Source organism: Staphylococcus pasteuri (assembly GCF_030547725.1).
Lineage (GTDB): Bacteria > Bacillota > Bacilli > Staphylococcales > Staphylococcaceae > Staphylococcus > Staphylococcus pasteuri.
In genome coordinates this window covers 1-337 of the sequence record NZ_JAUOQO010000115.1, presented here as the reverse complement: position 1 = coordinate 337, position 337 = coordinate 1, and the positions used below count along the sequence as shown (strand labels likewise).

Sequence of the window (337 nt, the reverse complement as noted above, 5' to 3'; positions counted from 1 at the left end):
CGGCTGGCCTTGGGTGCCAAGGGTCGGACGGCGGATGTGTTGGTGATGACGGCGACGCCCATCCCGTGCAGTCTTGCCCTGGCGCAATACGGCGACATGGACGTGTCGGTGTTGGATGAAAAACCACCGGGGCGGAAACCGATCACCACGGCGCTGGTGTCCACAGATCGGCTGGATGAGGTCGTGGGCCGTATCCGCGCCGCGGCGGAGGGCGGTAAACAGGTCTATTGGGTTTGCCCCTTGGTTGGCGAAAGCGAGGTGTCGGACCTGATTGCCGCAGAAGAGCGGTTCAAGCGTCTGCGCGCCGTCTTGGGGGAAGGGCGGGTTGGTCTTGTAC

The 337-nt window shown here is 64.1% G+C and carries 1 pseudogene; it reads left to right on the top strand.

Features of this window, described 5'->3' with window-relative positions:
* Window positions 1–45: 45 nt before the first annotated feature.
* A pseudogene (locus Q4528_RS13040) lies at window positions 46–337 on the top strand (ATP-dependent DNA helicase RecG); the annotation flags it as partial.